Here is a 26,713-nt window from a genome sequence, read left to right as displayed (position 1 = left end):
GCGGAGATCGGGGGCAAGATATGCAACGCAAGCTTCATGCCATCTGGCGCCGGGCCTGAGCGGCCTGGCGTGCATGCACGAGCCGCGCCATCGTCCAAACGCATATGCCCTCGAAAGATGGGCATTATGCGGCCACTTCCTGACGCTCATGCGACCGCACGAACGCCTGCAGCATTTCCAGCACAGGTCCCTTCATGTCGTCGCGCGCCAGCGCGAAGGCGATGGTCGCCTCTATGAAGCCTTCCTTGGAGCCGCAGTCGAACATGCGGCCATCGAAAGGCTGGGCAAAGAAAGACTGGCTTTTCGCCAGCCGCACCATGGCATCGGTAAGCTGGATTTCGTTGCCGGCGCCGCGCTGCTGGTTGCCCAGCAGCGAGAAGATCTCGGGCTGCAGGATGTAGCGGCCGTTGATGTAATAGTTCGACGGCGCATTGGCCGGCGCCGGCTTTTCGACCATGGCCGTCACCTCGAAGCCGCTGCCTGTCTCGGCGCCGCGCCCGACGATGCCGTATTTGCTGGTCTCGCTGGGATCACAGCGCTCGACGGCGATCACATTGCCGCCGGTCTGCTGATAGAGATCGACTGTTTCAGCCAGGCAACCTCGGCGACCGAACGACACCATATCGGGGAGCAGCAGGGCGAAGGGCTCGTCGCCGATGACTTCGCGTGCGCACCACACCGCATGGCCGAGACCATGTGGCGACTGCTGGCGGATGAAGCTGGTGGCGCCGGCCACGGGCAGCATGCTTTCGAGCGCCTCCAGCTGGGTCTTCTTGCCGGTTTGTTCGAGCGTTCCAATCAGTTCGGGGTGCAGGTCGAAGTAGTCCTCGATGACAGCCTTGTTGCGGCCGGTGACGAACACGATGTGCTCGATGCCGGCTTCGAAGGCCTCGTCCACCGCATATTGGACGACCGGCCGGTCGACCACGGGCAGCATCTCCTTCGGAATCGACTTGGTTGCCGGCAGGAACCGTGTTCCAAGCCCCGCCACAGGGATGACTGCCTTCCTGATTTTCTTCATCGCAAATTCCTTCTGAGCAGATCGATTTCAGCCTGTTGCAGGCCACGAACAAACGTCTTCATGTACTCGCCCTCCTTACTCCGCGCCGACAGCAAACTGCGCCGCCACCCTTTTGAGGCGGACGGCGATCGGCATCGACATGTGCCTGACAGCCGCCGGATCACTTAGCGCGGTGCGTATCGCTTTCAACGGCGAACGCGCCTTGATGTGCTGGACCAGCGACAGGAACGATGCCGCCTTGCGCAGGCTGCGGGCGCGTTTGGCGAAGGCGGCCGCAGCAGCAGCGTCCATGGAATTGGTCTCGGCGAAGACCGCGTCGGCCTTGCGCATCGCCTCGATATGGTGAAGCTCGAGCACGCGCGAGATCGAGCCCGTGCGGATGTGGTAGATATAGCCGGTCGTCGGCTCGACGACGCATTTTCCGCCCTTGGCCAGCGCGTTGGCGAGCAGGATGTAATCCTCGCCTATGCTCAGACTTTCATCATAGCGCAGCCCGTTTTCGATCAGGAAACGGCGCTGGAAGATCGGCTTGAGATAGCCAAGGTTGAACGTGGATTCGAAAACGATGTTGCCAGCGATGTAGTCGGCGAGCGTGATTTCACGCAGGCCCTCCAGATATTCGGCAGGAAACATCGTCGCTTCGGCAATGCCGTCCTCGCGCACCACCTGGAGGTTGTCGACGGCGATCACAGCGCCCGCGCTTTCGGCCCGCGCGATCATGGCAGAAAGCCGCCCGGGCAGGACGGCATCGTCGGAATCGAGCACCGCGACCCAGCGGCCGGAAGCCAGTTCGAGCCCGGCATTCCTGGCGCCGCCAGGGCCACGATTTGCCGGCAGCGCAACCACTTTGACGACATTTTTTGGATAGGCTCTTGCGACGTCGAGCGTGTTGTCGCGCGACTGGTCGTCGGCGACGATGATTTCGACGCTGACATCGCGCTGGGCCATGGCGCTTGCGATCGCCCGGTCGAGCGTGGCCGCGGCATTGTAGGCTGCGATGACAAAGGAGACGTCAGGCTGCACGCTTGCCTCCTTGCTGCGGGGAAGACAGTCCGTATTGGCGAATTTCGCTGATACCGACCAGGCCGCTGACGACGCCGACATGCATGATGCCGCGCAGCACGCTGCGGTTGCGGCGGACCGGGCTAATCGCGGTCAACGCCGCCATGCCGAAGCAATAGACGGCCTTGGCCGAGGCAAGGCCGACAGCCTTCGCACGCTCTATCACGCCTGCGTCATGGCCGATGAGGTGGCCGTGCGTCTGGCCGAAGCGGAAGCGGCGGCGGCGCAGCCAGTCGAAAGCGGCTCGCGAACGCGGCACGACTTCCTCGACCCACGCCTCCGGCGCAAAGGCGATGCGACCGCCTGCCTTGACCATGCGGTTGAAGAATTCGGTGTCCTCGCCGCCGCTCTGGCCGCGCGCCAGGCTGAAACGACGGTCGCGCAAGCTGTCGGCGCTCATCCTCAAAAGGACGTTGCAGGTGTAGCCGGTGCGGATTTCGCCCTGCACCCAGACCGGCAAGGTCGAATGGAAATCGCCCTTGCGCATCCAGTCCGGCGCATCCGGGCGGTAGAGCGCCCGCACCGGACCGAGCACGGCCTCGGCGCCGCTTGTCTCCGCGATAGCAATCAGTTCGGCCAGCCATTGCCGGGAAGCGGTTTCATCGTCGTCGATGAAGGCGACAAAATCGGCCGTGCTGGCATCAAGACAGGCGTTGCGGGCAACCGAGATGTTGCGCGCCGGAGCGTGCCGGTAGCGGGCCACGAGCTTCAATTCGCTCGCCAGCGCGGTCACCAGCGGCTCGGCGGTCGGCTCGTCGTCATTGTCGGCGACGATGACGCCGATGCCGAAACCGGCAGGCATATCCATGGCAGCGAGCGACCGCAGCGTGTCGGCCAGTTCCGGCCGCCGGAACGTGCAGACGCAGATGTCGATCTGGCGGCTGTCGGCGACCATCATGCCACCCCGCGCTGCGATCGCGAGCCGAGCAGTTGCAGCCAAAACCCGAGCGACCAGCCGAAATGCATGACCATCGCCGAAATGCCCGCCAGCACATTGTTGGGATTGCGCTGGCTGATGGCGGTCACAGCGCCGTAGCCCAGACAGACCGAAGTCCAGACCAGCAGCGGCACCGCCGCCAGCCAGTGGATAAAGGAAAATGCGGCGAGAAGGACGACCGGCGCCACCAGCAGCGGGATCATCTGCCGAACTTTCGGGATCATGCGGTGCTTGAGCACATTCTTGGCGCGGCCGCGGCCATAGCCGAGATATTGGAAATACAGGCCCTTCAGCGACGAACGCGGATAGTAGACCATCTGCGTCTTGCCGCTCATCCAGATGCGGTAGCCAGCCTGGCGCAGCCGGTAGTCGAGTTCGGCATCCTCATTGTGGCTGAAGCTCTCGTCATAGCCGCCGACCGCGGTGAAGGCCGAGATCCGGATCAGCGCGTGATGGCCGTGGTCGACCCATTCGCCGGCCGAGAGGTGCCGGTGCTTGGAGCCGCCGGTGCCGAGCTTGGAATTCTGCGCCGCCGCGACCGCTTTCTGCACCGCGCCGCTGCCGCTGGTCAGCATCGAGACGACGACCGAATCGGCTGAAGTGGCGAGCGCCTCCTCGACCAGCCGGTCGCAATAATCGGCGGGATAGCCGCCATGGGCATCAATGCGGATCAGGTATTCGGCGCGGTCACCGAGGCTGGCGACGGCGAGATTGATCGCCGCGCTCTGGATACGTTTTGGGTTGTGCAGGAGGACGACCTGAGGGTCCTTGGCCGCAACCGCTTCGACAATGGCCAAAGTACCATCGGTGCTGCCGCCATCGGCAACGACGATGCGGGCGCCGAGCCTTAGAGCTGCCGGCCTGAGCTGCTCGAGCAACGCGCCGATATGGGCTGCCTCATTCAGGCACGGAATGACGATCAGGCTTGGCGGCAGCGCTTCGGTTTGCGTCATCGGCGCCTTCCCATGCTCTGTACTTTTCCCATCATCAGCCATCGCTAAGCCAGCGCTTCGGTGACGAAGGGACCTGGGACCGCCGCCAGACCGCGCAGCCTGTCGACAAAGGCGCGGCAGTCGCTGCGGTCGTAGCTCCAGGTTCGTGGGTTGCGGGCCAGCACACGCGCCTTGGCCTTGCCGAAGTGCTCCTGGTCCATGCGGCCGAGCGCGGTTTCCAGGATTTCGGGCGTGGCATCGGAAAGCAGGACGCCAATGTCCTGCTGGTCGAGAAAGCGCCCGGTCTCGGTATTGCCCATCGAGATCGGCACGGCGCCGAAGCGGCAGCCCTCATAGAGGCGGTTGGGCAGCAGCCATTCCGAATTCTGCCCTTCCTCGAAGAAATCGATCGCCCAGGAAAAATGCACTTCGCCGTAGATCGCGGCCATGTCTTCCGGGTTGCGGTAGGGGCCACGAAAGGAGAGATAGGGTTCGGCCTCGACAAAAGCGTGGAAATCCGGGAATTCCGAGAGTGCCGGACGGCCCCGGAGGACGACCTCGAAGCGCCCGCCCTGACGGCGCGTGAAGTCGGCCAGCAGCTCCAGCGAGCGGCGGCAGCGCAGCGCGCCGAACCAGCCGATGCGCCACGGGGGTGCTGCAGGGTTTTCGGCCTTTGACCTGTCATCCAAGGCGATCGGCGCGGTTTCGAAGTATTTGTTTTCGACCAGTTCCACCGGTGCGGCGACCTGCCCGAACGGCTTGAAATAATTGGCGATGAAGGCCGGTGAGCTCGTCACCAGAAGCTTCACGTCGCGGGCGAGATAACGCTCCGCTGTGCGCAGTGCTTTGCCCAGCATGTCATTGCGCAGCACCAGGCGATGGATGTCGAGGCATTCGTAGACGATCGGCACGCCGCCGCGAAAGGCGGCCTTGGCGCGCCTGGCCAGCGCCAGCATTTCCAGATTGCGCGCGATGATGAGGTCGGGCTTCGGCATCGCCGCAAGCTTTGAGCCTATCGACAGCGCCGCCTTGGCGACCGCCGCCAGACGCTGGCCGAATCGGCCGTCACGCGTCGCGCCGAGGTCGACCGGCTGCAGCCCCTCGACGTCGGGAACAGCATTTGTGGTCCGACGGAAGCCGGCCAACGTGACCCGCGCGCCGCCTGCCTTGAGCATTATGATCCGCCGGCGCACCGCCGGGTCGGAAACATCGTGCACAAGGTACAAGACATGCAGCATGAAAACTCGACCGCTGTTGGCCCACCCACGGGAATGCTAACCCAGCTTTTGCTGCATCGCAACATTTTTGGTGCGCCGTAGCATAAGTGCACCTTTTTTGTTGCACTGCAAAATTGATGCGTTACCCTCCGTCGGGCTTGAGCGCCGCTCTGGCTGGTCACCCAGCCCGATGCAGCGATGGATTGTGACGCGAGCCGCATCGGGATCGTCCTGGCGTGGGTATTTTCGGTCACCATGCCCGTCCTAGGCACCGCAGGCCACGCCGCGGAATCTGCTGACGAAATGAGGTATCCCATGAAGATCGTCGTTGAAAACACAGTCTGCCTGAATACCGGGGATGCGGCGATTCTGCTGGCGATCCGCCACATTCTCAAGACGATCGTGCAAGGCGACGTGCGGTTTGCCGTCTTCGACAGCCAGCCCGAGGTTGCGGAACGACTCTATCCGAAGACGGATTATCCCGACCTCGAATTCCATAAGCTGCTGTCGGAATCCCTGTTCCGATACAAGAATGGCAGCGGGCTGAGGGACCGGTTCAAGCCGATCTACAATCGGCTCGTTCTCCAGGCCCTGCGCTGGTTTGGCAGCAGCGCGCTAGGCAATTTTTTCAGCCATCGCGACCGGCGCGGTCTCGATATCTACGCCGACGCGGACATGGTGGTCACCACAGGGGGAACCTATCTCGTCGAGAACTACAATCTCGAACGACGCCTCAATCAGTTCAGGCTCGATGCCGTATTTGGCAAAGATCCGGTCTTCTTCACGCAATCCCTCGGTCCGTTCGACAAAAGTTACAACCGCCAGGAGCTCGGCCCGATCTTTGACCGCAGTCCGCTCATCCTGTTGCGCGACGAACGGTCGCGGACCCATATCCGGGACTTGGTGAAGGATCTCGGCAAGTGCCACGTGGTGGCCGATGCCGTATTCGCCTTGGCCGATACCGACAGGATCGGCAAGCGTCTCGCTTCCAGCCAGCCGCCGGCGTCGACGGGCCGCGTCGCTATTTCGGTCCGCCACTGGAACTACGTCAGCGACGGTGAGGGCGGCATGCGCCGCTATCTGGATTCGGTCCGCGAGATCGCCACAATTCTTGTCAGGGACCTTGGCAAGGAGGTGACCTTCGTCTCCACGTGTCAGGGCGTGCCGGAATATGCCCATGACGATTCCAAGACCGCACAGGCCATCGTTGCCGAGCTCGATCCTGAGATCGCCAGCCACGTGACAGTGGACGCTTCGTTCCACACGCCGGACCAGTTGATGGCGCTGGTGAAGGGCTTCGACTTCGTCGTCGCGACGCGCATGCATATGATGATCATGTCGCTTTGCGTCGGCACGCCGGTGCTGCCGATCGCCTACGAGTTCAAAACCAAGGAAGTGGCCAAGCGAATCGGTGTCGACGATGTGCTGCTCGACATCGACACCGTGACGCCCGAAGAGGCGCGCGAAAAGCTCGGCCGATTTGCGGGAAATCTCGACCGCTATCGCAAGACAAGCCTTCAGGCCGTGCTCGAAGAACATGCTTCGGCAATGTCGGCCACAAACCTGCTGGCGCCGCTGATCGCCGGCCGCTCAGCGGATATTGCGCGCGGCGTTGGACAGGGTGGTGAACAAGGCGCGTCGCGACTGCGGGACGGCAAGCATGAAAACGAGACCGATGCCGTAGTTGAGGGCAAGCGCCAAAAAGACCGCGAGCAGGTCTGACTGGCCCGTTAGAGACGCCGGTAACCACAGGTACAGGAACCAGGCAAGCAGGGACGAGGCGATGAAAAGCCCCTGCATGAGCAGGAAGTCGGCGGCGGTCACCGGACCGACGCGATGGACCAGTAGCGCCAGCACGGGAACGCGCAGCACGTAACCGCTGATGGCATAGGCCGCGGCAACGCCGACGGCGCCCCAGTGCAGGCCGACGACGAAGGCAGCGACGGTCGTCAGCGACGAATAGATGCCCCAATGGAACATGGTCTTCGTCTTGCCCTGACAGATGAATATCCATCCCGTCGTGCTTGAAACGGACTGGACCAGGCTGGCGATGCCCAGCCAGGCAAAGATCGGTGCGACCGGTGCCCAGCCCGCGCCGAAGAGAAGTCCGACGATCTGATTGGAGGTCAGCGTCAGCGCCGCGATGCCCGGCATGGTAACGGCCGCCAGCATCCAGTTGGTGCGCACATAGATATCGCGAAAGCGGGCCTTGTCATCGTGGATGCGGCTGAGCAGCGGCACCATGACCCGTGTCAGCGGCTGGTTGATGTTCTGCAGCGGGAACAACAGGAGCTTGTAGGCGCGGTCGTAATAGCCGAGTTCGATCGCACCGGAATATTTGCCGATGAGAATGTTGTCGAGATTGCGCGAGAAGAAGTTGGCGAGGTTGAAGCCGGTCAGGTTGGCGCCGAACGACAATATATCGGCATCGACCTTCAGGTCCGGCCGCAAAGGCGTCCAACGCGCCACCAGCCAGGCGGCAGCCAGGGCGATAGCTGCCGAAACCGCCGGGCCGATGACCAGCGACCAGTAGCCCAACCCCGCATAGGCCGCGATCGCGGCGGCCAGAAGTCCGGCGGCGGCGCTTATCACGTCGTTCAGTGCGAGCTGGCCGAACTGCAGGTGCCGGTTCATCAACGCCAGCGGCACTGCGGCGAGACTGCCGAGAAGCAGCGGCAGGGCGGAGCCAAGGGTGATGCCGGACATACGTTGATCGCCATAGAACGCGGCGATGGCAGGCGCCAGGCCGGCCACTACCACGGCACTACCCAGCCCGACGAGCGCGCTGATCCAGAACACCTGGTTGAGCTGCTGGTTGCTGATGTCCTTGCGCTGAACCACAGCCTGCTGCAGGCCCAGATTCTGAAGCAGCCCGACGAAGGCCACGATCGGCCCGACGGAAGCCACCAGACCGAAATCCTCGGGGACGAGCAGACGGGCCAGCACGATGACGGAGAGAAACTGGATCGCCATCTTGAAGCCCTGGGCGCCGATGGTTACCAGCCCGCCGCGCAGGGCGACACGACCGAACTGGGGGGGCGGATTGGCGTTCATGCAAGCGACCTCGTTTCGCCAAGCCGCATGGCGATTTCCACGAAATGTTGGTTCAGCAGATCGGAGTTGAACTCCGCCTCGATCTTCTTGCGCGCCGCGAGAGCGATCCCTTCACACGGCTTCGGATTCTCGGCGATCCAGGCAAGCTTGCCGGTCAGCGCCGCAACGTCCCGCTCAGCCACGAGAAAACCCGTCTTGTGATCATCGATCAGTTCAGGGATCCCGGAATGATATGTGCTGACCACCGTCAGGCCGGCGGCCATCGCTTCCATCAGCGAAACCGGAATGCCTTCCAGATCGCCATCGCGGGCGCCGACGCTGGGCAGCAGGAACACATGCGCATCGCGCAGACGCTGTTTGACTTCGCTGTGCGGCCGGGGCCCAAGAAAATTCACCCTGTCGGCAATGCCAAGCTCTGCGGCGATCCCGTTCAGCTGCTCGAGAAGTTCTCCGCCGCCGATCACCGAGTAGATCCAGTCTCGCCGCGGCAGGCCAGCAAGCGCGCGAAGCGCATATTCGATGCCCTTCTTTTCAGTCAGGCGGCAGACCGAGATGAAAGAGAGCGTAGCCTGCTCCCATGAACGCCACCGATAGTCGATGTCACTCGGCCGCACCCCCATATGGTGAACCACAACCTGCTCCGGCGATGCACCGACCTCAATCAAGGCATCGCGGAAAAACGCATTCACCGGCAGTTGAAGAACGCCCTTTTCGAACACAATCTTGTAGCGCGCGAGCGTATTGTCATGCAGCGGTTCGCCGACATCACGGCCGTGAAATATCGTCACCAGGGGAGCGGAAATCCTCCCGCGCTTGATCGCGCGGGCCACGCGCATGCCGTTGTTGCCGAAATGGGCAACGATGACGTCGGCGCCCTGCAGTTTTCGCGCATGAGCAATGTCGATGGCGGTCGAGAGCTTGTCCCAGAACCTGCCGGACCACTTCCTGAGCAGCGGGCGATAGCGACCCAGGCCACCCCACCAGCATACGACCTTTCCTGGCAACGCCTGCCAGCGCGGATCATCGATGTTGCTGTCCCTGCCGAAGGACGTCTCGTTGCAGACGACGCCGACTTCCATGCCGCGCTCAAGGCATCCGGCTATCTGGTCGAGAACAAAGGTTTCGGACAATGAGGGAAACTTGTCGACTACAAAGCAGATCTTCATCGGCAGGATGCGCTCGTCCGGGGAGCCGGTGTCCCTTTGACAAAAGCCGGGCCGAAGACAGGGTGGCGGAAGCACAAGACATGCAGCATGGAACTCTACCGCTGTTGGCCCACCCGCAGGAACGTTAGTACAGGTCTTGCTGCACTGCAACATTTTTGGTGCAGTGTAGCAAGATTTCCCTCAGCTTGGCGTGCCTGCCGATCAAACGCAGAGGAGCAGTGTCAGCCGGCAGATGAAGGATCCGCCAAGCCCTCGGAAACGCCGACATGACCGGTGGGTGCATGCGCAGGGCTCGATGTGGCCAGTTGGGTAACGATCTGCGCAAAACGTTCATTCAGAACATCTGCGTTGAAGTCCTCCTCGACTTTGCGGCGTGCGGCAAGCGCGATACGCTCGCATTCGGTCGGGTGCTCCGCGGCCCAGGCAAGCTTGCCGGCAAGCGCTGAAATATCTCGCTCGGGCGCAAGCAACCCCGTCTCCCCATCCTTGATGAGCTCCGGGATTCCCGAATGATACGTGCTGACCGCAATCAATCCGGCGGCCATGGCCTCCATGAGCGCGACCGGAATGCCTTCCATATCCCCGTCGCTGGCAGTGATACTTGGCAGCAAAAAGAGATGCGCCATGCGAAGCCGTCTTTTCACCTCTGCGTGAGGGAGGCTGCCGAGGAATGTTACGCGACCAGCCAAGCCCAGCTCTACGGCCAGCTTCTCCAGATTCATCCGCAGAGGACCGTCGCCAACAATGTCGTAACGCCAGTCTAGCTGCGGCTGGGAGGCCTTGAGGGAGGCCAGGGCTCGCAAGGCGAACTCGACGCCTTTCTTTTCGACCAGGCGGCAAACCGTCGTCACGACCAGTTGGGTGCCTTCCCACGATTCCCAGCGATAGCCGATTTCGCGGGTGTCAATTCCCATATGGTGGACCGTCGTGCTCGCCTGGGACAGGCCGGCTTCCAGCAGCATCGTGCGGAAGTAATCGTTGACGGGCAGGTTCAGGGTCCCATGCTTGGTCAGCCCGGCATATTGTGTCGCGAGCACTGCCTGCCGCGCCGGGATCGCCACGTCCGCGCCGTGAAAGATGGTTATGATCGGTGGTTTGAGCACCTTCCATTTCTTCAGTGCGGCTGCTCTCTCGCCGTTCTGTCCGAAGTGGGCGACAATCACGTCGCAGCGGTTCAGGCGGCGTGCAAAGGCGATGTCGAGAACGGTCGAGGCCTTGTATCGCAGACGCGGCGGCAGACGCTGTACAAATTTGCTGATTACAGCGGCCCATCGCCACCAATGTCGGGTTCTGGCGAGCAGCGTCGCCATCGGCTCGCTTTGCCGGTCAATTCGGTGGTCACCTTGCATCTTTTCGCAGACCACTTCGACCTGAAAGCCCCGCGCCAGCAGCCCAGCCATCTGGTCCACGACGAAGGTTTCCGAAAGCAGAGGGAATTCGCCGACGACAAAGCCCACGCGCATGACCCGCCCATAAGGTTGGGGCTTGCTCGGACCAAGCGGTCCATATCGCACAAGCCCTAATGTAGACAGGCAGAATACACGTTGATTGCTGCAGTGCCACAAAATATTGCACTGCAGCAATTAAAAGTGATCCGGACGGGCGCACGACGCCTGGACCTGGCTAACGGGATCTTAGCGCGACCACGGTCGTGCAGCGTCTCAGCTGAAATGCAACACGACGCGTTTAGGCTGCGCGCTCCAAACCGACACGTCTTGCGCGGTCGAGAACGCCCATGAACGTTGCGAACTGGCTGTCGGGGTTCATCTGCCGCCGCTCCGAAAACTGACGTGCTGTCGCTGACAGCCGCTTGTACTCGGCCTCATCGCTCCACAGCCGCCTGATCGTTGCGACCCAGTCGGCGAGCGGGGCGTCGTAGTCCAGTACCACGCCGCCGGCGCCGATCGCTTCCGGCAGACCGCCGCGCCGCGAGCCGACCACGGGAATGCCACTACAATGCGCTTCCGAGGCCACCCGGCCCCAGGCTTCTTCCCATTTGCTGGGCGCAAGCAGGATTTTCGTGCGGCCGTAGACCGTCTTCATGTCGCTGGTGCGGCTTTCCAGCTTGACGTTCTGGAGGGGAGAGATTGTTGCTTCGATCCGGGCTCGATGATCGTCGTCGAGCTTCCAGCTTTCGACGAACAGGAACGGGATCTCGGGACAGGCGGCGGCAATGCGCACCGCAAGATCGAAGCCTTTTTCCTCATATGGATTGATGAGCGTGACAAATTCACCGGTCGTCGGTGTGCTGTAGAACGCGGGATTGATGGTCGGCGGAATAACCGTCGAATCGATATCGAATTTTGCCTTATAGGCGCGCGCGGTGAACTCGGAGTTGGCGATATAGACCGCCGAATGGAGCTCACGCAGATCGCCGGCCAATTCGTCGAATTCGACATTCCTCAGATAGACGGTCAGCGGCACGCCAAGCCTCTGCAGCTCTCTGCCGATCGGCACCGAATTGTGGCACTGCACGACCGCGACATCCGGCCTCAACTTTTTGACGGCGAAGTCGGCCGCTTCCCAGGGGAACCACGCCCGTACAACCGGATAGCCCGGGAAATTGTCGATGACCGCGCGCTGACGAAGGAGCTTCATCTTGGCGCGCGCCCTGAAGCCGAACATGCCGTCGCCGAACAGCGCTGCCAGAACGGATGCCTCGTGACCGTTTTCGCGCAATTGCTCGACCAGGTGGTGGGTGCTCGACTGGACGCCCCCGCTGAATTGCGGCGTGTAGCCGGTGCCGCCTGCAAACAGAACTTTCATGAACCTGGCTCCGCGTTGTGCCGCCCTGCCTTCACGCCGCCATCCTGCCGATCGAGAAATACTCGATGCCGTGACGGGCGATGACCTTGGGATCATAGAGGTTACGGCCATCGAAGATGACCGGCGTGGTCAGGGCATCCTTCACCGCGTCGAAGGACGGGGCGCGGAAACTCTTCCATTCGGTGGCGATCAGCAACGCGTCGGCGCCGCGCAGTGCCGCCTCCTTGGTGCCGCACAACAAAAGGTCGTCGCGCAGGCCGTAGATGGCCTGGCATTCCTGCATCGCCTCGGGGTCGTAGGCCTGCACATTGGCGCCGGCCTGCCACAGCGCCTCCATCAGGACGCGCGCCGGCGCCTCGCGCATGTCGTCGGTGTTGGGCTTGAAGGCGAGGCCCCAGAGCGCGAAGGTCTTGCCCTTGAGACTGCCCTTGAAATAACGGTGCACCTTGTCGAACAGCACCGACTTCTGGGCATTGTTGCGCTCCTCCACGGCGCGCAGCAGCTTGGCGTCGAACTTGACACCTTCGGCGGTCTTGATCAGCGCGCGGACATCCTTGGGAAAGCACGAACCGCCATAGCCGAGGCCGGGATAGATGAAGTGGTAGCCGATGCGCGGATCCGAGCCGATGCCCTTGCGTACCTCCTCGATGTCGGCGCCGAGCTGCTCGGCCAAATTGGCCATTTCGTTCATGAAGGAGATCTTGGTCGCCAGCATGCAGTTGGCGGCGTACTTCGTGAATTCGGCGCTGCGCACGTCCATCACGATCATCTTCTCGTGGTTGCGGTTGAACGGCGCGTAGAGCTCCCGCATCACCGCCTCGGTGCCCTCGCTGTTGGTGCCGACAATGATGCGGTCAGGCTTCATGCAGTCGGCGACGGCGGAACCCTCCTTGAGGAACTCAGGATTGGAAGCGACGTCGAAAGCCAGGTCCTGGCGCCCGCGCGCCTTCAGCGTCGCGGCGATTTTGGCCTTCACCTTTTCGCAGGTGCCGACCGGCACGGTCGACTTGCCGACGACGATCTTGGGACCGTCCATCTCGCGGCCGATGGTCTCGGCCACCGCCAGCACATATTTGAGGTCGGCCGAACCATCTTCGCCGGGTGGCGTGCCGACCGCAATCATCTGGATCTCGCCATGCTTGACGCCGGCGGCGGCATCGGTGGTGAACTTGATGCGGCCGGCGGCGTGGTTCTCCTTGACCAGGGCCTCCAGTCCCGGTTCGAAAATCGGCACCAGGCCCTGGTTGAGCCGCTCGACCTTCTTTTCATCGACATCGACGCACACCACCTGGTGCCCGACCTCCGCCAGCACCGCGGCCTGCACGAGACCGACATAGCCAATTCCAAAGACCGTCAAATTCATTCGGGTTAATTCCTGTTCACGCCCTTTGGCCTTATATAGCCGGGCCGGTTCAGATCTACTTTATGCTGCTTACACTGCATGCCAGCGATTCCGGAAACTGGCACGGCTGGCCGAGCGCGGTGAAGGCGACGCGCTGCACCTGCATCGTCACCTGGCGGCCGGGGTCGGAAAAGGCGCCCATCCAGTTTTTCAGCGTGTCGCTGCCCCAGAGGCTGAAGAATATCTTCTGCGAGTGGGTCGGCAATTGCTCGGGATTGGTCACTTCCTGGACCAGCTTGCCGTTGACGTACCAGCGCAGCCGGTCCTTTTCCCAGATAAAGGCATAGTCGTTGAAGCCCTTGTCGGCGCCGCCTTCGACCTCGGCCAGCTTCTCGTTCTTGGGCTTGCCGGCGATGTAGCTGTTGACCTGCACCTTGGATGTATCCTTGGTCAGCACCTCGAAGTCGATCTCATACCAGGGCTGTTTGTCGGCAGGGCCGATATAGGTGAAGAAAGCGGCGTTGAGACCGGATCCGGTGTCGGTCTTCATCCGTGCTTCATAGGTCCCATAGCCGAAGCGCTGCTTGGTCTGGATCTCGGCGCAGGCGAACTCGCGGTCCTTCAGTTTGCGCTTTTCGAAGCCGAGCGTCAGCATGTTGTCGGAAAATTTTACCAAGCTTTTCGACCAGGTGCAGTTCTGGTGATTGCCGTTCGACCAACCGTCGGAGACATACCAGCGCGAACGATCGAAACTCTTGAAATCGTCGACGAAGGACGGTGCGCTTTGCATCTCCGGGGAGGCGTCCTGGGCGCGGGAGGGGTGGGCGGCGCCGAGCAGAGCTGCGGCTGCCGCCAACAGAAGCGCACCAACGGATAGAAGACGCGTTGGGTTTACAAGACGCATTGGCCGATTTGGCCGCGTCGAAATCATGGCATCGATTGCCGCCATGGGCGTCGTCTTCGGATCTGCGTTCATATCAATTCACCTTTGTGCTGTTCCGCCCCAACCCAAAGTCACCGATTGGCCCACATTGCTAACGGGCCGATCCCGATCCTCCGTCCCCGAACTTTCTCTTCTGTGTCTCGTGTGACCGTGTTCAGCCGAAGCGACGCGCGGGTTTGACATATTCCCCGTGCGAATCAGAACTCTGGCCATCCTCGCCGACGATCGCGTCGAGTGAATGACGCAGTTCCTTCATCCGGCTCGTCTGGCGCACCAGCTCGGCGATGCGCTGTTCGCAGTTCAGGATGGACTTCGTCAGCTCGCCGACTTCCGACAGCTTGCGTGCCGACGCCGAGCCGTTCTCCATCGACTCGACCAGGAAGGCCGCGTTGGTGGACTTCGACCGGTAGCGGGCCTCCAACCCGGTCTTCTCGGCCGCAATCTCGGCCGTGATCTGATCCAACAGCTTTGCCAGACGGTCGAAACGCGCCAGATCGGTCTGCTTGTCGCGCGCTGGGTCCCTGGACCTGAAGCCGAAAATTGAAGCCATCCGGTTGGCCTTCCAAAATTGCTGCACCGCAACATACAGTGCCATCGTCGGGGCGTGTAGGCAACCTCCGAGTTTCAGAAAGGCAATTTTTTCAGCCTTGCGGCCGCCGTCCCGGACTTGGCGGAGCCTACTTTTGCGCCGCCGTGTTGGTAGCGGCCATGAGGAAGCGCAAAGGCGGCACCGGCTGCTGCCGCGGGGACAGACCGGCGTGGCGAAACAACGCATCGAGCTTGTCGGCGGCCACGCCGACAACGATGGGAATGAAGTTCGACTGGCTGGCCAGCGCATAGGCGGCGGCAGACGCCATGCCGCGCTCGGCCTTCACATCGAGGAAATTGCGCAGCCGGTATTTGTCACGCACATGCCGCTCGTGCTTGCGCAGCAGGGCCTTGGAGCCTTCCGGCAGGCTGTCGATCTCGAGCAGTGCCAGATCCGCATCGGCGAGGCGCTTCAGATCCTGTGTCTTGTGGCGCCCGCTCAACGAATCGGCGCGCACGATCGCGCCATAGCCGCAGGAACGGATGACCTTGAAGCGTGCGCCAAGGGCAAAGGCGCGAGCGTAGAGTTCGTAATCTTCGCCGAGACGCAGGTTCTCGTCGTAACGCAGCCCATGCCTGTCGAGGAAAGCTCTTGATATCACCGGCTTGAGAAAGCCGAGTTCGCCGCGCTGGACACGCCGTCTGGAGATGTTGCCCTCGATGAATCGCTCGAAGTCGAGGAATTCCGGGTCCGCCGAAAAGGACGGGGCGACGATCTTCGAGACATCGGTCGCCGTATCGTCACGGATCAGCATGATGTTGTCGGCGGCGAAATCCCAGTCGGCGCTGGCAAACAGCTGGCGAAACCGTCCCTGAAGGAAGAAATCGTCGGCGTCGAGAATGCTGATGAAAGGTGATTTCGACCCGGCAATGGCGGTATTGCGGGCGAAGGACGGGCCGCGATTGGCGTCGAGCCGGATGACCGAAAGCCGGCCGCTGCCATCGTCGGCAGCGCTGGCCACCTTTGCGGTGTCATCGGTGGAGGCGTCGTCGACGACGACGACTTCCGCCACCTCCGGCTCGCGCAGCGCCGAGGCGATGGCTGCGGGAATGGTCCGGGCCCCGTTGCGCGCCGCGATGATCACGCAGACCCGGGATTCTGTCATGGACATAGGGTGGCCTTTCGATTGCATAAAGTGTCGCGAGGCCCCTCGCCCTCCCGGCGCGCGGCGCCGGACCCCGATCCATCCCCCGATCCATCCCCAGCGGATCGGGACGGAACGTTATCTGCCTGCTGCATGACGACCCTCATCGTCACCGGCTTTCCCGCTCGAAAATCCGCCGGCTGAGGTCGGCTGACGCGGCCCAGCCGGCCTCGGTCAGATAGCGGACAGGTTCGCGGCCGCACAATTCCCACAAAACGGTGCGCCGTTGCGGCCATCTGAGCGACGACAGCCACGGCGCGATGACCATGTGGAACAGGTCTTCATTGCCGATGCGTGACAGGATCCTGGTGGCCCGATCCGACAGCAGCGTGCCGGCGCCACCAAGCAGCACATCGGCGGCGCGCAGGCCCAGCAGCAGGGTGTCGGCCAGCCCCTGCTCGGCCGCGTAGTCGAGCACAGTCTGCTGCTCGGCCTCGCTCAGCCGACTGGCAGCGGCCCGGATATCGCAGACATAGCCCGCGCATGGCTCGCGGTTGAACAGCGCCTTTGCGACACTGATGCAGGACAGAAGCAAAGTGTCGGAGGCCGAGATGAACGGCACGCTGGAGCCGGCGATCGCAAGCGCGCGCTTGCGGCGCAGGAACCCTTCCGTATCGCGCGGGCTGGGCGATCCCGGCTGCTGGAGCCGGTAATGGAGATCGACGGTGGACAATTTCCGACCCTGGCTGCGAACCATGTGCTGCTCGCCCAGAAAGCGCACCCACCAGACGGAGCGGGACTTGCCGGCGACCTCGTAGCCGATCGAGCGCAGCGCATCGCGAGCTCTAAAGAAGCCGGCCGGCGACACCAATATGTCGACATCTCCGGACGGCTTCATGAAATGGTCGCCATAGAGCAGTTGCTGCTGGAGGGGGCCCTTCAGGAAGACGAAATCGATGCTGCTGCCGCGCAGCGCCTTGTCGATGGCCATCGAATCCATGATGCCGGACGAGTTCATCGCAATCGTGCGCCGGCGATAAGTGTCGAGCCACTCGAGCAATCCCGGCGGCGTCTCGCCCGCCGGTGGGCGCGACAGCGCCTTCAGCATGAAGGTGGCGACCTTGTTCAGCCTGGCGATATCGCAAACATCGGCAACGGAGATGGCCGGTGCAGGCGCGGCGCTGGGGCTCGCCCTGGAGGCGAAGAACAGCCGCAGGCAAGCCTGCACATAGGCCACTTCGTCGGCGCAGCCAGCGGCGCGCAACCTTTCGAAGGTCCCTTCCTGCAATGCCATATGCTGCAGCATCTCCGCAAAAAATTCGCCAGGCGCGTTATATTGCAACTGCGAAGCAAAGCATCGCCAAATTCATGCGCCGCGTCCAGTTTTTCCTTTGGCGCCAATTTTCCTGCAACCTGAACGTTTCGCAACACAGTCCTACAACGAGATGCAAGGCGCCGCCTGATCGGGGCTTGTGGCGGGTACGTCAGCAACAATTTTTGTGGGAATGCGCCAGCGCCCAAGTGAGGAGCATTCGAAGGAAACTTTAACGTAATTAAATCAGATACTTAGTTGACGGCCTCGGACACTCTGCTGAATTCTCCTGAGATGTGAAATGCAAAGCGCTTTGATCACCATTGAAGGGAGTCGCAACCGAGAATTGATTAACGGCTGGTAAATCAGGCTTGACTCATAAATGCTGCCATGCAGCTATTGCGGTGCAGCAATAGCTCGCTGCCGGCAATCGACAGGCCGCTTCCAGTCCACAAGTGGAGAGTAAATTAGAACAGAATGTTGAAAAGCATGAGTACGAAACCCCTAGCCTGACGGTCCACGGCTCGATCGAGACCATCACGCAAGGCGGTAGCGGTACTACGGCACTCGACGCCTCGTTTCCGGCACATACGCCGGTCGGCGAACTCACCTTCTCCTGAGTATTCTCTCGTTGGGGTGACAAAGTCCGGACTCTGCAAACAGAGCGCACTAAGGAGAGTCGGGGGTCAAACCCCGGCTCTCGCGTCTTTGTCCGGAATTGCCGAAGCGTTGGTTGTGAGCGAGGTTTAGGAATGGACTGGAACCCAACGGACCATGATCGGATGAGCGCGAGCAAGGATGCCGTGGCCTGCGAATTCGGCAACGGCCTGGCGCTGCTCGATATGAGGTCCAACATCTATTACAGCCTGAACGGCGTCGGCGCCTATATCTGGGAGCTGATCCAGGAGCCGCGGCCGATTTCCGAAATCCGCAGCGCCGTGCTGGATCGCTACAATGTCGATCCGGAACGCTGCAAGGCCGATGTCGATGGATTGTTGAAGGGCTTGGCGGACGCCGGGCTTGCGAGGCTCCATGATGAGGAACTTGTCTAGAGCTTTCTCACTGAGCGGGCCGGAGATGCTCTTTCTCGCCCACTGCCTTGCGGTGGTCGTGTCGGTGCGGCTGGGGCTGACGCTGCTTTCCTACAACAAAGTGCGCCGCATGGTGACCCGGCTCGACGCGCGCGAACCAGCCGACATCGGCGATCTCAGGCGTGTCGCCTGGGGCGTGGCTGCGGCTGCCCGCCTGGTGCCTGGCGCAAGCTGTCTGACCCAAGCGCTTTCCGGCCAATATTTGCTTGCCCGCCAGGGCAACGCCTCAAAAATCCGCATCGGCATCGAGCGCGATACCGGCACCGAGTTGAAGGCGCATGCCTGGCTGGTCAGCGGCGACCACATCGTGCTCGGCGGCTCGCTTGGCAGGTTTAACCATCTCGTCGACCACGGCCAGTGAGCGATGAGCGGCGTCGCCGGAATTCTGCTGAGGCAGGAAGGCAGGCAGGCCGCCGCGGCCGACATCCAGCGCATGCTTGCCCGCATGCAGCATCGCGCGCCTGACGGCAGTTCGTGGTGGATCGACGAGGGCGTCGTTCTTGGCCACGCCTGGCTCAACACCACCGATGAAGCCGGCCCCGGCCCGCTGACCATGGCCGGCGGCAAGCTCGCAATCACCGCGGATTGCCGGCTGGACAACCGCGACGAACTCTTGGCCAGGCTCGGCATCCGGGACAATTCGGTTGCCGACGCCGTGCTTGTGATGCGCGCCTATCTGCGCTGGGGCGAAGCCTGCCCCGAGCATCTGCAAGGCGACTTCGCCTTTGCCATCTGGGATGGCGAGCGCCGGCAGCTGTTTTGCGTGCGCGACCATTTCGGCGTCAAACCGTTCTACTATCATTCGAGCGACCGGCGCTTCGTCTTTGCCTCGGAGATTGGGCCGATCCTCGATGCCGGCGGCGTCGACATGCGCATCAGCGAACACCAGATTTCGGGATTCCTGGCCGGGCTGCCCGACGATCCGCAGTCGACAGCCTATGCCGATATCTTCCGCCTGCCGGCGCGCCACAGCCTGACGGTGACCGGGAACCAGGTGGTGCTGCGCCGCTACTGGCAGATCGAACCCTCGCCAAGGCCGATGCGATCGGACACGGCCGAGGAATTCCGGCATCTGTTCTCGCAATCGGTCCGCAACCGCATGCGCGGCACGCCTGCGGTCGGTGCTATGCTGAGCGGAGGCCTCGATTCCTCCTCGATCGCCTGCGTGGCGGGCCTGCAGAATGCCGCCCAGCAAAGATCGAGGCTGCCGACCTTCTCGCTGGTGTTCGAAAAGGGCTCGCCGATGGATGAGCGTCCGTTCATCGAGGCGGTGCTGGGCCAGCAGAAGGTCGACGGCACTTTGATTTCGGTCGGCAATTATGCCCCCTTCGCCGAATTCGACCGCATCCTGGAGGAGCAGGAAGAAACGTTTCTTGCGCCCGGCCTGTCGCTGACCCGCGACATCTACAGGACCGCCGGCGGCAAGGGCATGAAGGTTCTGCTCGACGGCCATGGAGGCGACGAGGTGGTTTCGCAGGGCCACGGCCATCTGCACGAACTCGCCTATGCCGGCAAATGGATGGAGCTGTGGCGCGAGCTGCGCAGCGCCTCCAACACCTATGGCGATGGCATGCTCGGCCTCTACTACCAGTTCCTTACCCTTTACGGGCCGGCCTGGCGCATCGCGAGAATCAAGCGGTTCGCGAACCGCGTGCTTGGCAAATTGCGGCGCCATCCCACTGGGCGGCCGGCGACGAGCTGGCGCGCCCTGATCAATCCGGACCTGGCGATGCGTACCGACCTCGTCGAACGGTTCCGCAGGGCCGGCTACATGTCGCCCGCGGTCAGCGCCAGCGAGACCTTGACCCATCGCTGGCTGCTGTCGAACGGCATGGTGCCGCACGCCTTCGAGGTACTCGACAAGGCGGCGGCGAATTTCGGCGTCGAGCCGCGCTACCCCTTCTGGGACAAGCCTCTGGTCGAGTTCTGCCTGGCACTGCCCGGCGCGGAAAAGCTGAACCAGGGCTTTGGCCGCTCGGTGTTGCGCCGTGCCATGGAAGGAATTTTGCCCCCGGCGGTGCAGTGGCGGCGCGACAAGATCGATTTCACCTCCAATTTGGTCAAAGGCATGCTGGGCAACCACCGCGATCTCCTGGACAAGGTGCTGGTGAAAGATGCGGCGCGGATTGCCCCTTACGTCAACCTGCCTGAGGTGACCGCCGCCTATGGCCGCATTTCCAGCCAACCCGAGGCCGCGACCTTGCCCGATGTCCAGTATGTATGGCGTTCGATTTCGCTATCGTTGTGGCTGCGGCAGGTGCAACAGCGCGGGAGCCACTGATGATGCCGGCCAACATGCCTCTTGCCGCTGATGACCGCCATGCAATTGCTGCTCGCGCACAGCACTTGTACAAAGCCTATGGGCTGACGATCGCTTCGCAGGTCGAACTGCCTGAGCTAGAGCCGAGCGAACCAGCTTGCGTCGATGTGCTGATCACGGTCGGCCCGATCGACCTGCCAAAACCCTCGCCCGAGACCGGAACCGCTTTCCGTTTCGAGCCGCGGCAGCAATATTTGGCATGGCAGACGGTCGGCGCCTTCCTGATCACCGATGCCTGCCGGATCGAGGTGGAGCCGGCGCCCGATGTCGACGATGCGCTGCTGGCGTTTCCGCTGCTCGGTCCGGTCATGGCACTGCTCCTGCACCAGCGCGGCCTGCTCATCCTGCACGCCAGCGCCATTGCGGTCGGCGGCAAGAGCGCTGTCTTCATGGGCGACAAGGGCGCCGGCAAATCGACGACGGCGAGCGCGATGATCCGTGCCGGGCATCGATTGCTGACCGACGATGTCGTGGCGCTCGATCTCACGGACCGGCCGATGATCGTTCCGGGTTTTCCGCAGTTGAAGCTCGCCGCCGATGCCGCCGCCGCGTTTCCCATCCGCCAGGCAGAAATACGCCCGCAGGTGCATGCGGCGATCGACAAGATGCAGCATCGCCTGCACGCCGGATTTGCGGCAGACGCGGTGCCGGCGACCCGGATCTATATCCTCGAGCGCGGCGACAAGGCAGCGATCACGCCGCTGCCAGGCATCGGCGCCCTGCCGGCCATCATCAAATTTTCCTATGTGACGCGTTTCGGCCGTCCAGCCCTGGTCGGCGATTTTGCCACGACACATCTTCGCCAATGCGCGGCCCTGGCCAGCCAGATCGGCGTCTGTCGCCTCGAAGTGCCCACCGGGCTCGACCGTATCGGCGAAGCCGTCGCCCTGATCGAAAACGATCTGGCGGCCGACAAAGGGCCGCGGTGACTGACATGTCCGCATCGCAGATCCTGCGCTTTTCGTTTTACCGCGATGTCGCCGGCTTCGGCGCCGCCATGGCCCGGATCGGCGGGCGCAGGACCTTCACGGCATTGCTGTTCCTGATCCTGGGAAGCCTGACCGAAGGCATCTCGATCCTGCTTCTGGTGCCGCTGCTGCATCTGGTCGGGCGACCCGAGCAGAATTTCGCGGTCAGGTTGCCTGACCGCGACTGGGTGCGCTGGCTGGCGCCGGACGGAACGCTGCAATTGACCACGGTGCTTTGCCTGCTGGTCGGGCTTGTCGCGCTGCAGGCGGCGTTCAACCGTTATAAATCCGTCTACATGGCGCGGCTGCTGCTCGACTTCATCAATCGCCTGCGCATGAACCTGTTCGAGAGCATCGGCAAGGCGCGGTGGGGGATATTCGCGCGCATGCGCATCTCGGATCTCGACCATGCGCTGACCGGCGATATCGACCGCGTGCAGTCGGCGGCGTTCTCGCTGCTGATGCTGGTGCAGATCGCCGTGCTTCTGGCGGGTTATCTCGTTGTCTCGCTGTTCATTTCGACAGTGATGACGGCGTTTGCCATTGTCGTCGGCATCGTCACCTTCCTGGCACTGCAGCCGTTTCGGGCACGAGCCAGCGCCTTCGGCCGGGTTTTGACCAGCAATCGCCAGGAGCAGTACCGAACGGTCTCGGAGTTCCTCGGCGGCATCAAGGTGGCCAAGAGCCTGAATGTCGAGGCGACCTATTACGCGCAGCTTCGCGCGACGCTGGAGAAGATGAAGGCCGACAACATCAACTATGTGCGCAACAGCACCATCGGCACCGCTCTGTTCCAGGTCGCCAGCGTCATTGGTCTGAGCCTGTTCATCTATGTCGCTTTGGTCCGCTTCAACCTCTCGCTGGCCGAGATCGTTGTCCTGCTTCTGGTGTTCATGCGCATCGCGCCGCGTTTCATGGACATGCAGATGCAGGCGCAGCAGGTGCTGATCAACCTGCCGGCCTATGCCTCGATGCGCGACATGCAGGCGCGTTTCGATGCCGAACGCGAGCCGGCAAACCTCGAATCGGATGCCAAGCTGTCGCTCGATGTCGGGCTCAACATCCGCAATGTCTCCTTTGCCTATGAGGCCGGCGGCAAGCCGGTGGTGAGCGATGTGACGTTTGGCCTTCCCGCCGGCAAGGTAACGGCGCTGATCGGTCCGTCAGGCTCGGGCAAGAGCACGCTTGCCGACATGCTGCTTGGCCTGCTCGAACCGAGCGAGGGCAAAATCCTGGCCGATGGCGTCGAGATCGGCGCGGCCAACCGCCGGCGCTGGCGCGACCAGGTGGCGTATGTGCCGCAAGACGTGTTCCTGCTGCACGATACGATCGCCGCCAATCTGCGCCTTGCCGCGCCGCAAGCCACTGACGCGGAGCTGTGGACTGCACTGCGCGCTGCGCATGGCGCCGACTTCGTCGAGCGGCTGGAGTTGCGGCTCGACACGGTGGTCGGCGACCGCGGCGTCCGGCTCTCGGGCGGCGAACGCCAGCGCATCGCGCTGGCGCGCGCGCTGCTGCGCAAACCTTCGCTGCTCATTCTCGACGAGGCGACCAGCGCGCTCGACTGGCAGAACCAATCCCTGATCGCCAAGTCGATCGACGGCTTGCGCGGATCGATGACGATCCTGACCATTGCGCACAGGCCATCGATGATCGCCTTCGCCGACTGGGTGGTTGCAGTCGAAAACGGACGAATCGTCGAAGTCGGGCAATATCAGAGGTTGAAAGCGAAGGCCGGCAGCCGCCTGTCGAAAATGCTTTCAGGCGAGCAATCGGAACCCGAGCCGGCCGAAGCAGGCTGAGTCCGGCAGCAAGATGATCCGAGGCCGACCTTGCGGCTTCAGACTGCTCAATGCACGCTGCGCCTCGCCGAGAGCTTCTCGCCTTCAACCGCCTTGTCGGCGCCGAGGCTTCTTTCGGCGTCGCGAGCCCTGTCGGCCGATGTCGGCGCGCTCCTGGCGATCATAACATACACCAACAGGAAATAACCGACTTGGATGAGGACAGCGCAGCCGATGACGCGAAGCACCGTTGTGGTGACCGTCGCGCCGTCGACATAGGACCACGCGACCACGATCGCGAGGGCGAAAACCATTCCAATGACGAATTTTGGTAATGACATGTTCGGCGGCCCGTCAACCGGCCCGAGCATGCAAAAGCGATGACTTACCCACCCGAGTATCTCCCCATTCGCCATGCGAGCTTATTTAGCTGCTCTTTTTCGGCCGGTTGCTTCCGGCCTTCCCAACCCATCCAGACTCTATCAGGAATAATTTGCGACTCTATTAAGGCGCGAAACTGACGGCAAGGGCAACCAGCAATAATTTTCGGCTTGGCGGCGGCCTGGACTCCGCCATGCTGCGATGCACACGCAGGGGTGGTGGCCTAACTCGTCATGCGCTTTATACTACAGTAGAATCTACAATGTTGATTAGTATTTTACTTGATTAATTTAGCAAAGCCAGTGATTCGAAAATCAGTTAAAGCCGTTCCCTCTGCGGCAAAGGACGATTTGCCCAAAACCCGCCGAAAAAAGGCATTACATTTCCTACGGTTGCTAATTATTCGTCACAAACCCGCCATAAAGGGCAAAATTTGGGCAAGGACGGTTTATTATTTAGTCAATTCCTGACGTGACTATTTCAGCCATATGGGAAATTGTGTGTTGCGCTGCAGCATTTTTTTGGTATCGTGGCATAAACCATCCGTTCAACGTATGGAGCTTTTGCATGAGGGACGTTGCCAAGTCGGCCAATGCGGCATTTTCGCATGTCGGCGTAGATTTTCCGCCACCCATCGGCGGGCTGCTGAAGCGCAGTTTCGATATTTTCGGTTCACTTGTCGGCCTGGTGGCGCTTAGCCCGCTGTTCCTGATGGTGGCCCTTCTGGTCAAGCTTTCCGACGGCGGCTCGATCTTCTACGGCCACAAGCGCATCGGACGCGGTGGGCGGATTTTCCCCTGCCTCAAGTTCCGCACCATGGTCGAAGACGGCGAACGTGTGCTGGCCGCCTATCTCGCGGCCAACCCGGAAGCCAACGCCGAATGGATCGCGACCCGCAAGCTGAAGAACGATCCGCGCGTCACCCGCGTCGGCGCCGTTCTGCGCAAGCTCAGCCTCGACGAGCTGCCGCAGATCATCAACATCCTGCAGGGCGATATGAGCCTTGTCGGGCCTCGCCCGGTGGTGCGTGACGAGCTTGAGATCTACGGCAGCGCCGCGGTCTATTATTTGAAGTCGCGGCCGGGCCTGACCGGGCTCTGGCAGGTGAGCGGACGCAACGATGTCTCCTATGACAGTCGCGTCGCGTTCGACCGTCACTATGTCGAGAACTGGTCGCTGTTCGAAGACGTTCGCATCATCCTCAAGACCGTGCCTGCGGTGTGGATGTCGCGCGGTTCCTACTGACCGACCGCAACTGGTCAGCAATCGGGCCGGTACGGCCCGAAGCCAATCCGGTCCAAAGCTATTCGGCGATGGGCCGGTCTCGCATTGCAGCCATAGTATTCTGCCAGGTTCCGAAGGAGGCACTCGGCAGCAGGCCTATCGGGCGGATGGGGCCAAAACGGATCGGAAACGTTCAGTTGAAAACAGACATATCAGCGTATTTTCGCCTTGCCGGCCCGATGCGGCCGGCACGGCTTGTCGCCACGTGCCTCGCTCTGTCGCTCGCGGTTCCAGCCATGGCCGACGAGTACCGGCTCGGCTCGCAGGACAAGCTCAACATCCGCGTCGCCGAGTGGCAGACGGTGGAAGGCACGTTCCGTGACTGGTCGGCGGTAAACGGCGAATATTCGGTCGGTCCCGCCGGCAATTTGTCGGTGCCGTTCGTCGGCGAACTGCCGGCCGCCGGCAAGACCACGTCGGAGGTTGCGGCTGCCATCAGCGTCGCCCTGCAGCGCAAGCTTGCCTTATCGGACAAGCCGGAAGCCTCGGTGGAAATGGTGCAGTTCCGGCCGTTCTACATCTCGGGCGAGATCCAGACGCCTGGCCAATTTCCCTATGTGCCGGAGCTGACCGTGCTTAAGGCGATCAGCATCGCCGGCGGCATCCGGCGCAACGCCGATTTGGGCACCCAGCTCGGCAAGGACCTGATCACCGCCAAGGGCAATTTCGACATTTATGACGACCAGCGCGTGCGGTTGATCGTCAAGCGTGCCCGCATCGATGCCGATCTCGCCGGCAAGGAGAGTTTCGAGGCGCCTAAGGAAGTCGAGGGCGACCCGCGCCTGGCGACAATCGTCGCCGACGAAATGCAGATCCTGATCTCCGACCAGAAAGCGTTGAAGCTGAAGCTGCAGGCGCTTGACGATCTGAAAGGGGTCCTGCAGTCCGAAATCGAGGCGCTGCAGAAAAAGATCGTCAACCAGCAAAAGCAGGTCGACCTGGCGCAGCAGCAGGCGGACAGTATCGGTCCGCTGGCGCAAAAGGGCCTGGTCGCCAACGCACGCCTGCTTTCCTCGCAACAGTCGGTCACCGATCTGCAGGGCAAGATCCTGGACTATGAGACGGCGATCCTCACCGCCAAGCAGTCGGTCAGCAAGGCGACGCAGGATGCCATCGATGCCCAGAACACGTTGAACTCGAGACTTGCCGCCGACCGGCAGCAGGTCGAAGCAGACCTCAACGAAGCCGCACTCAGGGTCAACATGCAACAGGGCCTGATGGCCCAGGCATCGGACCCGGCCACGACCGCCGCCATCACAAACAACAATGAAGAGCCGGCGCTCATCTATTCGCTGGTGCGCGTGACGGACGGCAAGACCAGCGAGATCGACGCTAAGGAAGATACGCCGGTGCTGCCGGGCGACGTCATCAAGGTGAAGCTGGCGCCGACGGCCAGTCAGTAGGCTGTGGGACTACGTCGCGATCCAGCGCTTTCTATCCATCCAGAGCAAAGAATTCCAATC

General features: G+C 62.1%; 23 protein-coding genes and 1 pseudogene. 9 read left to right on the top strand and 15 right to left on the bottom strand.

All coding sequences use genetic code 11. From position 1 onward, the window contains the following. Positions 1 to 124: 124 nt before the first annotated feature. The 5 genes from galU to NKJ58_RS27325 all read right to left on the bottom strand — a co-directional run bounded on the left by galU (position 125) and on the right by NKJ58_RS27325 (position 5,190). A complete protein-coding gene (gene galU / locus NKJ58_RS27345) occupies positions 125 to 1,021 on the bottom strand; it encodes a UTP--glucose-1-phosphate uridylyltransferase GalU (RefSeq protein ID WP_023684219.1) in 897 nt (298 codons plus the stop codon). Positions 1,022 to 1,096: 75 nt separating this feature from the next. Further along, the gene (locus NKJ58_RS27340) at positions 1,097 to 2,044 is read right to left on the bottom strand and encodes a glycosyltransferase family 2 protein (protein ID WP_352854216.1); all 948 of its coding nucleotides are present in this window, start codon (positions 2,042 to 2,044) and stop codon (positions 1,097 to 1,099) included. Next, positions 2,034 to 2,978, bottom strand: a complete 945-nt coding sequence (locus NKJ58_RS27335; RefSeq protein WP_502902345.1) for a glycosyltransferase family 2 protein — start codon at positions 2,976 to 2,978, stop codon at positions 2,034 to 2,036. Before NKJ58_RS27335 ends, NKJ58_RS27340 begins: the two co-directional genes overlap by 11 nt. Beyond that, the gene (locus NKJ58_RS27330; RefSeq protein WP_352854212.1) at positions 2,978 to 3,973 is read right to left on the bottom strand and encodes a glycosyltransferase family 2 protein; all 996 of its coding nucleotides are present in this window, start codon (positions 3,971 to 3,973) and stop codon (positions 2,978 to 2,980) included. Before NKJ58_RS27330 ends, NKJ58_RS27335 begins: the two co-directional genes overlap by 1 nt. A 44-nt stretch (positions 3,974 to 4,017) precedes the next feature. After that, positions 4,018 to 5,190 (bottom strand): glycosyltransferase, encoded by a 1,173-nt coding sequence (locus NKJ58_RS27325; protein ID WP_023684222.1) that lies wholly within the window; start codon positions 5,188 to 5,190, stop codon positions 4,018 to 4,020. Between the two features lie 177 nt (positions 5,191 to 5,367). On the opposite strand from NKJ58_RS27325, the pseudogene NKJ58_RS27320 reads away from it, so the two are divergent. Then, positions 5,368 to 6,534: pseudogene (locus NKJ58_RS27320) on the top strand (polysaccharide pyruvyl transferase family protein); the annotation flags it as partial. Between the two features lie 225 nt (positions 6,535 to 6,759). On the opposite strand, the gene NKJ58_RS27315 reads toward NKJ58_RS27320, so the two are convergent. From NKJ58_RS27315 to NKJ58_RS27275, 9 genes are all read right to left on the bottom strand, one after another. After that, on the bottom strand, positions 6,760 to 8,223 hold the full coding sequence (locus NKJ58_RS27315) for a lipopolysaccharide biosynthesis protein (RefSeq protein ID WP_023684224.1): 1,464 nt from the start codon (positions 8,221 to 8,223) through the stop codon (positions 6,760 to 6,762). Beyond that, a complete protein-coding gene (locus tag NKJ58_RS27310; protein WP_352518573.1) occupies positions 8,220 to 9,389 on the bottom strand; it encodes a glycosyltransferase in 1,170 nt (389 codons plus the stop codon). Before NKJ58_RS27310 ends, NKJ58_RS27315 begins: the two co-directional genes overlap by 4 nt. A gap of 221 nt (positions 9,390 to 9,610) precedes the next feature. After that, positions 9,611 to 10,852 carry a glycosyltransferase gene (locus tag NKJ58_RS27305; RefSeq protein WP_023689989.1) on the bottom strand — a complete coding sequence of 414 codons (1,242 nt, stop codon included), beginning with the start codon at positions 10,850 to 10,852 and terminating at the stop codon, positions 9,611 to 9,613. A 223-nt stretch (positions 10,853 to 11,075) separates the two neighbouring features. Continuing rightward, positions 11,076 to 12,155, bottom strand: a complete 1,080-nt coding sequence (locus NKJ58_RS27300; protein WP_023668804.1) for a glycosyltransferase — start codon at positions 12,153 to 12,155, stop codon at positions 11,076 to 11,078. Between the two features lie 31 nt (positions 12,156 to 12,186). Continuing rightward, complete coding sequence (locus NKJ58_RS27295; protein ID WP_023668805.1) at positions 12,187 to 13,518, bottom strand: UDP-glucose dehydrogenase family protein; 1,332 nt, start codon at positions 13,516 to 13,518, stop codon at positions 12,187 to 12,189. Between the two features lie 55 nt (positions 13,519 to 13,573). Further along, complete coding sequence (gene exoK, locus NKJ58_RS27290; RefSeq protein WP_023668806.1) at positions 13,574 to 14,473, bottom strand: endo-1,3-1,4-beta-glycanase ExoK; 900 nt, start codon at positions 14,471 to 14,473, stop codon at positions 13,574 to 13,576. A gap of 121 nt (positions 14,474 to 14,594) precedes the next feature. After that, positions 14,595 to 14,990, bottom strand: a complete 396-nt coding sequence (locus NKJ58_RS27285; RefSeq protein ID WP_352854231.1) for a cytochrome P450 family protein — start codon at positions 14,988 to 14,990, stop codon at positions 14,595 to 14,597. Between the two features lie 127 nt (positions 14,991 to 15,117). Further along, positions 15,118 to 16,140, bottom strand: a complete 1,023-nt coding sequence (locus NKJ58_RS27280; RefSeq protein WP_023668808.1) for a glycosyltransferase family 2 protein — start codon at positions 16,138 to 16,140, stop codon at positions 15,118 to 15,120. Between the two features lie 142 nt (positions 16,141 to 16,282). Beyond that, positions 16,283 to 17,407 (bottom strand): nucleotidyltransferase family protein, encoded by a 1,125-nt coding sequence (locus NKJ58_RS27275; protein ID WP_023831204.1) that lies wholly within the window; start codon positions 17,405 to 17,407, stop codon positions 16,283 to 16,285. A gap of 473 nt (positions 17,408 to 17,880) precedes the next feature. Here NKJ58_RS27275 and NKJ58_RS27270 point away from each other — a divergent pair, with 473 nt between their 5' ends. The 6 genes from NKJ58_RS27270 (at position 17,881) to NKJ58_RS27245 (ending at position 23,606) form a co-directional block, all read left to right on the top strand. Continuing rightward, positions 17,881 to 18,045, top strand: a complete 165-nt coding sequence (locus tag NKJ58_RS27270; RefSeq protein WP_352854209.1) for a lasso RiPP family leader peptide-containing protein — start codon at positions 17,881 to 17,883, stop codon at positions 18,043 to 18,045. Positions 18,046 to 18,207: 162 nt separating this feature from the next. Beyond that, positions 18,208 to 18,477: a PqqD family protein gene (locus NKJ58_RS27265; protein ID WP_245261370.1), complete on the top strand. Its 270-nt coding sequence runs from the start codon at positions 18,208 to 18,210 to the stop codon at positions 18,475 to 18,477. Positions 18,478 to 18,502: 25 nt separating this feature from the next. Further along, positions 18,503 to 18,877: a lasso peptide biosynthesis B2 protein gene (locus NKJ58_RS27260; protein WP_245263585.1), complete on the top strand. Its 375-nt coding sequence runs from the start codon at positions 18,503 to 18,505 to the stop codon at positions 18,875 to 18,877. A 3-nt stretch (positions 18,878 to 18,880) separates the two neighbouring features. Then, positions 18,881 to 20,797 carry a lasso peptide isopeptide bond-forming cyclase gene (locus NKJ58_RS27255; RefSeq protein WP_352560072.1) on the top strand — a complete coding sequence of 639 codons (1,917 nt, stop codon included), beginning with the start codon at positions 18,881 to 18,883 and terminating at the stop codon, positions 20,795 to 20,797. Continuing rightward, a complete protein-coding gene (locus NKJ58_RS27250) occupies positions 20,797 to 21,765 on the top strand; it encodes a phosphoenolpyruvate carboxykinase (ATP) (protein WP_352459278.1) in 969 nt (322 codons plus the stop codon). The genes NKJ58_RS27255 and NKJ58_RS27250 overlap by 1 nt, the downstream gene beginning before the upstream one ends. Positions 21,766 to 21,770: 5 nt before the next feature. Then, positions 21,771 to 23,606 (top strand): ABC transporter ATP-binding protein, encoded by a 1,836-nt coding sequence (locus NKJ58_RS27245; protein ID WP_352763980.1) that lies wholly within the window; start codon positions 21,771 to 21,773, stop codon positions 23,604 to 23,606. A gap of 47 nt (positions 23,607 to 23,653) precedes the next feature. Here NKJ58_RS27245 and NKJ58_RS27240 read toward each other — a convergent pair whose 3' ends face one another. Continuing rightward, entirely contained in the window at positions 23,654 to 23,926 is a 273-nt protein-coding gene (locus tag NKJ58_RS27240) for an exopolysaccharide production repressor protein (RefSeq protein WP_023711266.1), read from the bottom strand. A 607-nt stretch (positions 23,927 to 24,533) separates the two neighbouring features. Here NKJ58_RS27240 and NKJ58_RS27235 point away from each other — a divergent pair. Then, on the top strand, positions 24,534 to 25,211 hold the full coding sequence (locus NKJ58_RS27235; protein ID WP_023668816.1) for a sugar transferase: 678 nt from the start codon (positions 24,534 to 24,536) through the stop codon (positions 25,209 to 25,211). A 218-nt stretch (positions 25,212 to 25,429) separates the two neighbouring features. Beyond that, a complete protein-coding gene (locus tag NKJ58_RS27230) occupies positions 25,430 to 26,653 on the top strand; it encodes a polysaccharide biosynthesis/export family protein (protein WP_032885928.1) in 1,224 nt (407 codons plus the stop codon). Positions 26,654 to 26,713: the final 60 nt, after the last annotated feature.

It is taken from the genome of Mesorhizobium sp. M0139 (assembly GCF_040322455.1).
GTDB lineage: Bacteria > Pseudomonadota > Alphaproteobacteria > Rhizobiales > Rhizobiaceae > Mesorhizobium.
Note: the sequence above shows the minus strand (reverse complement) of the source record. Positions and strands in the feature narration are given on the sequence as shown.

What these genes read in the sequence shown, in the direction of transcription:
- NKJ58_RS27265 (WP_245261370.1), top strand. Translation starts at nt 18,208, where the DNA reads ATGAGCGCGAGCAAGGATGCCGTGGCCTGCGAATTCGGCAACGGCCTG.
- NKJ58_RS27325 (WP_023684222.1), bottom strand. Translation starts at nt 5,190, where the DNA reads ATGCTGCATGTCTTGTACCTTGTGCACGATGTTTCCGACCCGGCGGTG.
- NKJ58_RS27240 (WP_023711266.1), bottom strand. Translation starts at nt 23,926, where the DNA reads ATGTCATTACCAAAATTCGTCATTGGAATGGTTTTCGCCCTCGCGATC.
- NKJ58_RS27330 (WP_352854212.1), bottom strand. Translation starts at nt 3,973, where the DNA reads ATGACGCAAACCGAAGCGCTGCCGCCAAGCCTGATCGTCATTCCGTGC.
- NKJ58_RS27335 (WP_502902345.1), bottom strand. Translation starts at nt 2,978, where the DNA reads ATGGTCGCCGACAGCCGCCAGATCGACATCTGCGTCTGCACGTTCCGG.
- NKJ58_RS27300 (WP_023668804.1), bottom strand. Translation starts at nt 12,155, where the DNA reads ATGAAAGTTCTGTTTGCAGGCGGCACCGGCTACACGCCGCAATTCAGC.
- NKJ58_RS27245 (WP_352763980.1), top strand. Translation starts at nt 21,771, where the DNA reads ATGTCCGCATCGCAGATCCTGCGCTTTTCGTTTTACCGCGATGTCGCC.
- NKJ58_RS27260 (WP_245263585.1), top strand. Translation starts at nt 18,503, where the DNA reads ATGCTCTTTCTCGCCCACTGCCTTGCGGTGGTCGTGTCGGTGCGGCTG.
- NKJ58_RS27305 (WP_023689989.1), bottom strand. Translation starts at nt 10,852, where the DNA reads ATGCGCGTGGGCTTTGTCGTCGGCGAATTCCCTCTGCTTTCGGAAACC.
- NKJ58_RS27280 (WP_023668808.1), bottom strand. Translation starts at nt 16,140, where the DNA reads ATGTCCATGACAGAATCCCGGGTCTGCGTGATCATCGCGGCGCGCAAC.
- NKJ58_RS27275 (WP_023831204.1), bottom strand. Translation starts at nt 17,407, where the DNA reads ATGGCATTGCAGGAAGGGACCTTCGAAAGGTTGCGCGCCGCTGGCTGC.
- NKJ58_RS27250 (WP_352459278.1), top strand. Translation starts at nt 20,797, where the DNA reads ATGATGCCGGCCAACATGCCTCTTGCCGCTGATGACCGCCATGCAATT.
- exoK (WP_023668806.1), bottom strand. Translation starts at nt 14,473, where the DNA reads ATGAACGCAGATCCGAAGACGACGCCCATGGCGGCAATCGATGCCATG.
- NKJ58_RS27315 (WP_023684224.1), bottom strand. Translation starts at nt 8,223, where the DNA reads ATGAACGCCAATCCGCCCCCCCAGTTCGGTCGTGTCGCCCTGCGCGGC.
- NKJ58_RS27285 (WP_352854231.1), bottom strand. Translation starts at nt 14,990, where the DNA reads ATGGCTTCAATTTTCGGCTTCAGGTCCAGGGACCCAGCGCGCGACAAG.
- NKJ58_RS27295 (WP_023668805.1), bottom strand. Translation starts at nt 13,518, where the DNA reads ATGAATTTGACGGTCTTTGGAATTGGCTATGTCGGTCTCGTGCAGGCC.
- NKJ58_RS27230 (WP_032885928.1), top strand. Translation starts at nt 25,430, where the DNA reads ATGCGGCCGGCACGGCTTGTCGCCACGTGCCTCGCTCTGTCGCTCGCG.
- galU (WP_023684219.1), bottom strand. Translation starts at nt 1,021, where the DNA reads ATGAAGAAAATCAGGAAGGCAGTCATCCCTGTGGCGGGGCTTGGAACA.
- NKJ58_RS27255 (WP_352560072.1), top strand. Translation starts at nt 18,881, where the DNA reads ATGAGCGGCGTCGCCGGAATTCTGCTGAGGCAGGAAGGCAGGCAGGCC.
- NKJ58_RS27310 (WP_352518573.1), bottom strand. Translation starts at nt 9,389, where the DNA reads ATGAAGATCTGCTTTGTAGTCGACAAGTTTCCCTCATTGTCCGAAACC.
- NKJ58_RS27235 (WP_023668816.1), top strand. Translation starts at nt 24,534, where the DNA reads ATGAGGGACGTTGCCAAGTCGGCCAATGCGGCATTTTCGCATGTCGGC.